Source organism: Streptococcus pseudopneumoniae, from assembly GCF_001072315.1.
Lineage (GTDB): Bacteria > Bacillota > Bacilli > Lactobacillales > Streptococcaceae > Streptococcus > Streptococcus pseudopneumoniae_R.
Window position 1 is genome coordinate 1 of sequence record NZ_JVLI01000160.1, and the last position, 6,400, is coordinate 6,400.

The 6,400-nt window shown below is 37.9% G+C and carries 10 protein-coding genes; 1 reads left to right on the plus strand and 9 read right to left on the minus strand.

The features are described 5' to 3' along the window. Positions 1–113: 113 nt before the first annotated feature. Entirely contained in the window at positions 114–329 is a 216-nt protein-coding gene (locus tag ADH54_RS09150) for a YdbC family protein (protein ID WP_000807422.1), read from the minus strand. A gap of 98 nt (positions 330–427) precedes the next feature. Between ADH54_RS09150 and ADH54_RS09155 the strand changes: the two genes are divergently transcribed. Next, entirely contained in the window at positions 428–748 is a 321-nt protein-coding gene (locus tag ADH54_RS09155; protein ID WP_049524867.1) for a hypothetical protein, read from the plus strand. A 30-nt stretch (positions 749–778) separates the two neighbouring features. Here the strand turns inward: ADH54_RS09155 and ADH54_RS09160 are convergent, their stop codons facing one another. The 8 genes from ADH54_RS09160 to rpsP form a co-directional block, all read right to left on the minus strand. Beyond that, the gene (locus ADH54_RS09160; protein ID WP_001196039.1) at positions 779–1,117 is read right to left on the minus strand and encodes an ATP cone domain-containing protein; all 339 of its coding nucleotides are present in this window, start codon (positions 1,115–1,117) and stop codon (positions 779–781) included. Between the two features lie 11 nt (positions 1,118–1,128). Continuing rightward, on the minus strand, positions 1,129–1,848 hold the full coding sequence (trmD, locus tag ADH54_RS09165) for a tRNA (guanosine(37)-N1)-methyltransferase TrmD (RefSeq protein ID WP_049524872.1): 720 nt from the start codon (positions 1,846–1,848) through the stop codon (positions 1,129–1,131). Then, positions 1,838–2,356, minus strand: coding sequence for a ribosome maturation factor RimM (gene rimM, locus ADH54_RS09170; RefSeq protein WP_049524868.1), 519 nt, complete (start codon positions 2,354–2,356; stop codon positions 1,838–1,840). Before rimM ends, trmD begins: the two co-directional genes overlap by 11 nt. A gap of 30 nt (positions 2,357–2,386) precedes the next feature. After that, the gene (locus tag ADH54_RS09175) at positions 2,387–3,175 is read right to left on the minus strand and encodes an alpha/beta fold hydrolase (RefSeq protein ID WP_049524869.1); all 789 of its coding nucleotides are present in this window, start codon (positions 3,173–3,175) and stop codon (positions 2,387–2,389) included. Between the two features lie 97 nt (positions 3,176–3,272). Then, entirely contained in the window at positions 3,273–4,130 is an 858-nt protein-coding gene (locus ADH54_RS09180) for an alpha/beta fold hydrolase (RefSeq protein WP_049524870.1), read from the minus strand. Between the two features lie 149 nt (positions 4,131–4,279). Next, positions 4,280–5,182: a DMT family transporter gene (locus tag ADH54_RS09185; protein WP_049524871.1), complete on the minus strand. Its 903-nt coding sequence runs from the start codon at positions 5,180–5,182 to the stop codon at positions 4,280–4,282. A gap of 435 nt (positions 5,183–5,617) precedes the next feature. Continuing rightward, on the minus strand, positions 5,618–5,857 hold the full coding sequence (kphA, locus tag ADH54_RS09190) for an RNA-binding protein KphA (RefSeq protein ID WP_000379617.1): 240 nt from the start codon (positions 5,855–5,857) through the stop codon (positions 5,618–5,620). Positions 5,858–5,876: 19 nt separating this feature from the next. Then, positions 5,877–6,149: a 30S ribosomal protein S16 gene (rpsP, locus tag ADH54_RS09195; protein ID WP_049520696.1), complete on the minus strand. Its 273-nt coding sequence runs from the start codon at positions 6,147–6,149 to the stop codon at positions 5,877–5,879. Positions 6,150–6,400: the final 251 nt, after the last annotated feature.

A 6,400-nucleotide genomic window follows, 5' to 3' on the forward strand; every position in this document is an offset into this window, starting at 1 on the left:
CGAAGTCAGCTCAAAACACTGTTTTGAGGTTGTGGATAGAACTGACGAAGTCAGTAACCATACACATACGGCAAGGCGACGTTGACGCGGTTTGAAGAGATTTTCGAAGAGTATTAGTTGCCTTTAAAGGCATCCACCATTGTTTGAAATTCTTCATTGGAGAGAGTAATCCCTTTGCCCATTTTAGTATGATCTGGACTCCAAGCACGAATATCAAACTTTGCAGGGGCACCATTAAAGCTCACACGGTTGATTTCCTTGGTCCAACCTTTTTCGTTTTCAGAAAGAGTCAACAAGTGCTCTTCGATTTCAAATGTAAATTCTGCCATTTTCTTCTCCTTTTTTAGCTTTCATTAGTTTATTCGTAAAATCTTGTAGATTTTAGGAAAATTTTATATAATATTGATATAAAAGAAGGGAGGCCAATATGAGACATAAATTCCAGCAAGTTCTAAATAAAATACATGACTTTTTAAATGGACATGACCAACCTGACCAAACTGAAAGTAACTCCCTTACAGCCACTATTGAAGAGGCTATCCAGAAACAAACCGCTGTTCACCTTATCTTGTCAGAGACAAGTTTTACAGGTGATATCATCAAATATGATCAGCAACGCCAGCAAATTATCGTGAAAAATTTTGCCAAAAATGTGACCCGTATTATCCGTATAAGCGATATTCAACGCCTGCGATTTGTCCCCTCAACTGTCCAAACAGCCCAAAAAAATAGATTTAAGAAAGAGTGAGATGTAGTTGCTTCATCCCACTCTTTTTTCTTAGCGAACTTGTTCAAAATGTAAATGAACGGCGATATGATCTCCATAACCACTTCTTTCCAAGTCACGTTGTAAACGATAGGAAATGTAGTGTTCAGCAATGGTAATGTAACCTGCACCCAATAAACGATGCTCAACCAAAGACTGAATCATGCTAATAGTAGCACGTTCCACCTTGGCTTCTTCCAAATCCAAAACCACTTTTTTAGTGACTTGTGCAAGGTTTTGACGCAAATCATCTGTTAATACATAGACAGTCTGAGCTGCCTTTAAGATAGCTTGGTAAATCTTATCTGGATTAAATTCAGCAATTTCTCCATCACGTTTGATTACTTGCATAGGTTTCTCCTTTATTCTTTGTTTTCTTTGACTTCTGCCAGCATTTTTTCTTCTTCTGCTGTCAGTTGATAATGTTCAAGCAAATCCGGTCTGCGTTCATAGGTTTTCTTTAAACTCTCATACAGGCGCCACTGACGAATCTTTTCATGGTGACCGCTCATCAGTACATCTGGCACGACCATGCCTCGATAATCATAAGGGCGTGTGTACTGAGGATATTCAAGAAGACCAGAAGAAAAACTATCATCTTGGTGGCTAGATTCCTTGCCAATCACTTCTGGAATCAGGCGAACAGTCGCATCAATCATAGTCATTGCCGCCAATTCTCCTCCAGTAAGGACATAATCACCTAGAGAAATCTCATCTGTCACCAAGGTCTTAATGCGCTCATCATAACCCTCATAGTGGCCACAGATAAAAATAAGTTCTTCCTCTTGAGCCAAATCCTCAGCATAAGCCTGATCAAACTGTTTTCCAGCAGGATCGAGGAGAATGACGCGCGGATTTTTCTTTTCAATAGCATCAAAGGCATCGAAAATAGGTTGAGCTCGGAGCAACATCCCCTGCCCACCTCCGTAAGGCTCATCGTCGACATGGCGGGCCTTTTCAGCATTTTCTCGAAAATTATGATACTGGATATCTAAGAGCCCTTTTTCTCGAGCCTTTCCAACGATTGAGTGCTCCAGTGGAGAAAACATCTCTGGAAAGAGGGTTAAAATATCAATTTTCATCATCTAGCCCTTCTAAGATTTCCACATCGACTCGTTTATTTGGAATATCAACATTGAGAACCACTGGTGGGATATAAGGCAATAACAAGTCACGCTTGCCTTTTCGCTTGACCACCCAGACATCATTAGCACCTGGCTGCAGGATTTCCTTGATGGTTCCAATCAAGTTATCTCCCTCATAGACTTCCAAACCGATAATCTCATGATAGTAGAATTCACCATCATCTAGGTCATTCAAATCTTCCTCAGCGACCTTGAGACTGTATCCCTTGTACTTTTCGATAGCATTGATATGGTACATATCTTTAAATTTGATAATGTCAAAGTTCTTCTGTTTACGGTGGCTAGCGATGGTCACTGTTTGGACAAACTGATCTTTTTCATCAAACAAGGCCAGCTCAGCCCCTTTTTTAAACCGTTCTTCTGCAAAATCCGTCACAGACAAGACTCGCATCTCACCCTGCAACCCCTGCGTATTGACGATTTTCCCAACATTAAAGTAGTTCATCTTGTCTCCTGTAGTCTCCTTCTTTCCATCTTATACTGACAATTCTCGAATAATAGCCGCAATTTTTTCGGATTCAGACCACTGTAAATAATGGTGATTCCCTCCTAAAATGAGTTTAGTATTGGAAGTCCAATATTCTGATTCTCTGTACTCTTTTTCTCTATAAGCCTGACAAAAAATAAATACAGGGATATAAGATTCTATAGATACATTCTCAAAATCTTCCTCAGTAATCTCTCCAGATATCTGAAATCCTGGATCTTGATTTTCCAACTCTAAGCCTTTTTCTTGCATTATTTCCCAGATTTCTTTATTAATTTCAGGGCTAAATGTTGCTTGAGTTAAGTTCTTAAAATAAAGTTCAGGACCACACTCGTCAATCAGCCTCATCTGCTCTTCCATTTCTGGATAAGGATTTTCTAAAAAATCAGCAAACATGACGTTTTTAGTTGTCGGTTCAATTGCTAGTAAAGCCTGATACTTAATTGATTTGTTGAGCAATTTACAAGCTAAAATTCCACTCAAACTATGTACACAAAGTATATATTCAGAAATCCCTAATTCTTCAAGTACTTCATAAACCGCATCTGCAAGATTATCTAGATTTTTTCCAGCTTGGTCATGAATCGGACTCCTACCTGTGTTCGGAAAATCAATTGTCAAATAACCAATTGTAGGAGGAAGTTTTTCAAGTATAAGTGAAAAATTTTCATAACTTGGTAGAAAACCTGCGCCACTTAAACAAACTAGCATTTTCTTTTGCTTTTGATAAGTAACAGAGAGACTACCAATCTCTGTAGATACTTCAAACCTCTTCATAAAGAAATCCACTCGTTCTATATAATGAATTATTAAAAATCCTTATCCTTTATTTTATCACGTTCCAAGGATTTTCTCAAGTTGGATAAATCTCATCCTACGGAGCTACTACTTCTTCAAAAAATTCACCAACTATCTGATTAAACTCTTTAGGATGGTCATTCATCGGTTGGTGTTTACTATCTGAAATCGTTACTTGACGCGCATTGGGATTTAAGTCAATGATACCATCGTAGATCATTTTTAGGTGTTTGGGAAAATCGTGTTCGCCTCTTACTAATAGCATAGGAGGATTGCCATGATAACCTTCTATCTCATGGACAGCCAAAAAACCTGTGATTCCAAGGTTCAAAAAAACATCTCGCCCAGTTTCTATAATGGCCGTCTTGACTAATTCTCTTGTGATAGGATTGTCTGTACACATTTTTGAGTTCTTATCTGCAATCATCTTCCAAGGAATCGTTTTATACATAAGGGAACTATATTTTATACGATTTCTCTCTTTATCTGATAGGTAACGATGCTGTCCCCAACTATCTACCATGACCAAGGCTAGGACTCTTTCTGGATGGCGATAGGTGTACTCTTGAAGTGGATTCCCTCCCCAAGAATGTCCGACCAATATCACCTCTTCTAGCTGGAAATAGGACAAAATAGCATCTACATCTTGAACAGCACCTTCTAAGTCAGGTAGGCCAACTTTCATAGGTGATTCACCCTGTCCTCTAACATTGACAAAGTAGAGGTCAAATCCTTCAAAGGCATCATACTGGTGGGCCCACATCTGACTACGTCCACAAGCTCCATGATAAAAAATAATGTGGCCTTTACTTGCGTTTCCAGGACGATGATAAACAACCAAATCACAATCTACTACTGGTATAATGTGACGTACCAAAGTCTCAGGTTTTCTGTTATAAAAAGCAATAGCTTCAGCTATATCATTTTGCTTCATTTCTAAACTCTCTCTTCTTTATCCTAGTATTATTCTTTTTATCTATTTTATCATGTCATATTAAGATCATCATTTTCTAAACTTAAATACATTAAAAATTTTGAATTTTCTGTATCATTTAGATAAAGAAAAAGACTGCTACGCAATCTTTACTTTTTTCTCATCAGATTCATGCCTAAAATTCCAGCAATAATCATAGTGGCTCCGATTACATGGTAGCTATAAATTGGTTCATGGAGGATAAGAGCTCCGGCTAGAATGGTCAAAACTGTTCCAAGATTTCCAAAGACACTGACGGTTGATGCTCCAAGTCGAACAATAGCATAGATAGAGAGACTACCAGTAACGATAGAGGCTAAAATTCCCAAATAGAGTATGGAAAGTAGATAAGGAAGCTGTCCGAGCGGTGCAACGTAGGCTAATATGTTGCCATCTAGATAGTGCGAGGTCAGACTCAGCGTATTAAAGGTGACGAAGCCAACAAATATCACAACAGCTGTCATATCCATAGCCCGATAGCGTCCTCCTTTGGACTTGCTGAGGATATTGTTTATTGCATTGGCGAGAACAGATCCCAACATCAAGAGAAAGCCAAAGCTAGCAGTCTCAGTACCAAAGTTAGCTCCCTTACTAAGGAAGATGAAAACTACTCCTGCTACGGATAAAAATAAAAAGAACTTTTGAAGCAAGCTTGTCTTTTCCTTGAGAAAGGCCGATGCTAAAAGGAGAGTAAAAATCGGGACAAGAGCCTGTAAAATTCCAGCTTCAGAAGACGATATATACTGTAAAGCAAAGGATTGAAAAATAAAAAAGAGAAGAGGATAGAAAAAACTCATAGGAAGAATAGAAAGAATATCTTTTCTACTTAAACTCACTTTAATAAGTTTGGTTTGATGAAGAACGACCATTACTAAAGCTGCGATTGTATAGCGATGCGCTAAGTTTGTGAGAGGACTGGCATAGCCTAAAGCAATCTTAGTAAATAAAAAAGAAAAACCAATGATGGCTGAAAAGGATAAGGCAGCTAGGTAAGCTTTTGTTTTCTCGTTCATAGATTGTTACTCCTTTTAAAAATAGCTATTCTCAAGATTGATTGACTAGAATTCTTTGAGACTGTCTTTCCATTGTAGCATAGTAGACTGCTAGATGCTATTTCTAGGATTAGTATTTTATGCCTGCTATCACCGTTTATCTAGTTCATTGACTAAAAAGGACTCTACTAGTCTAGTCTGCCTTTCTCGTTCTTGTCTCACAAGTTCTAACTTATCTGCCTCTTGGAGATTCCTCACTTTGATAGTATAATCCGCCATTTTCCTTGCTTTATCTTTCTTATATTTACTAATACCTTCTTTATTAGTAAAAAATTGATTTCTTATCGTCTTAGAGGTCCCCCCTTTAAAAATCCTTCCAAATCACGTTCATGTTGGTACTTAATGGCTGCAATTTTACACTTCTCGCAAAAAAGCGAGACATTCGTCCCGCCCTTCTTATTTTTCGTCAATAACGATTCTTACTTTTTTGTCTTCAGTTGGGACAGAGTAGACAATCGTTCTTATCGCAGAAATAGTGCGACCCTTACGACCGATTACACGACCCACATCGCTTTGATCAAGATCCAAATGATATTCCAAAAATTCTGGTGTATCTTCAATCTTGATAGTTAAGGCATCTGGTTGTGAAATCAAGGGTTTCACAATCGCAATAATGAGATTTTCAATCGTATCCATCTGTCAACCTACTTTAAACTTATTTTGAGAATTTAGAATCGTGGAATTTCTTCAATACACCTTCTTTTGAAAGGATGTTGCGAACTGTATCTGAAGGTTGAGCTCCATCAGCCAACCATGCAAGAATGCGGTCTTCTTTCAAAGTTACTTGGTTTTCAGCAACAAGTGGGTTGTAAGTTCCAACTGTTTCGATGAAACGTCCGTCACGTGGTGAACGTGAATCTGCTACGTTGATACGGTAGAAAGGTTTTTTCTTAGAACCCATACGAGTCAAACGGATTTTAACTGCCATTTTTAATATCTCTTTTCTTATTTTTTATTTCGGTGAAATAGCTGAGCTATTTAGCACATGTTCTATTATATCAGATTTCTGACAGGTGTCAAGAAAAAAACTTGACAGACTATAATTTTTTTAAACCATTTAGAAATTTGTTAGAAGTAGGAAATAAATGTTTGAAAGAAGCTAGCCGTGAATACTATTTTATACTCAATGAAAATCAAAGAGCAAACTAGGAAGCTAGCCGCAGGTTGCTCAAAGCACTG

Coding starts and splice junctions, on each gene's coding strand:
- ADH54_RS09150 (WP_000807422.1), bottom strand. CDS start 329: ATGGCAGAATTTACATTTGAAATCGAAGAGCACTTGTTGACTCTTTCT.
- ADH54_RS09155 (WP_049524867.1), top strand. CDS start 428: ATGAGACATAAATTCCAGCAAGTTCTAAATAAAATACATGACTTTTTA.
- ADH54_RS09160 (WP_001196039.1), bottom strand. CDS start 1,117: ATGCAAGTAATCAAACGTGATGGAGAAATTGCTGAATTTAATCCAGAT.
- trmD (WP_049524872.1), bottom strand. CDS start 1,848: ATGAAAATTGATATTTTAACCCTCTTTCCAGAGATGTTTTCTCCACTG.
- rimM (WP_049524868.1), bottom strand. CDS start 2,356: ATGAACTACTTTAATGTTGGGAAAATCGTCAATACGCAGGGGTTGCAG.
- ADH54_RS09175 (WP_049524869.1), bottom strand. CDS start 3,175: ATGAAGAGGTTTGAAGTATCTACAGAGATTGGTAGTCTCTCTGTTACT.
- ADH54_RS09180 (WP_049524870.1), bottom strand. CDS start 4,130: ATGAAGCAAAATGATATAGCTGAAGCTATTGCTTTTTATAACAGAAAA.
- ADH54_RS09185 (WP_049524871.1), bottom strand. CDS start 5,182: ATGAACGAGAAAACAAAAGCTTACCTAGCTGCCTTATCCTTTTCAGCC.
- kphA (WP_000379617.1), bottom strand. CDS start 5,857: ATGGATACGATTGAAAATCTCATTATTGCGATTGTGAAACCCTTGATT.
- rpsP (WP_049520696.1), bottom strand. CDS start 6,149: ATGGCAGTTAAAATCCGTTTGACTCGTATGGGTTCTAAGAAAAAACCT.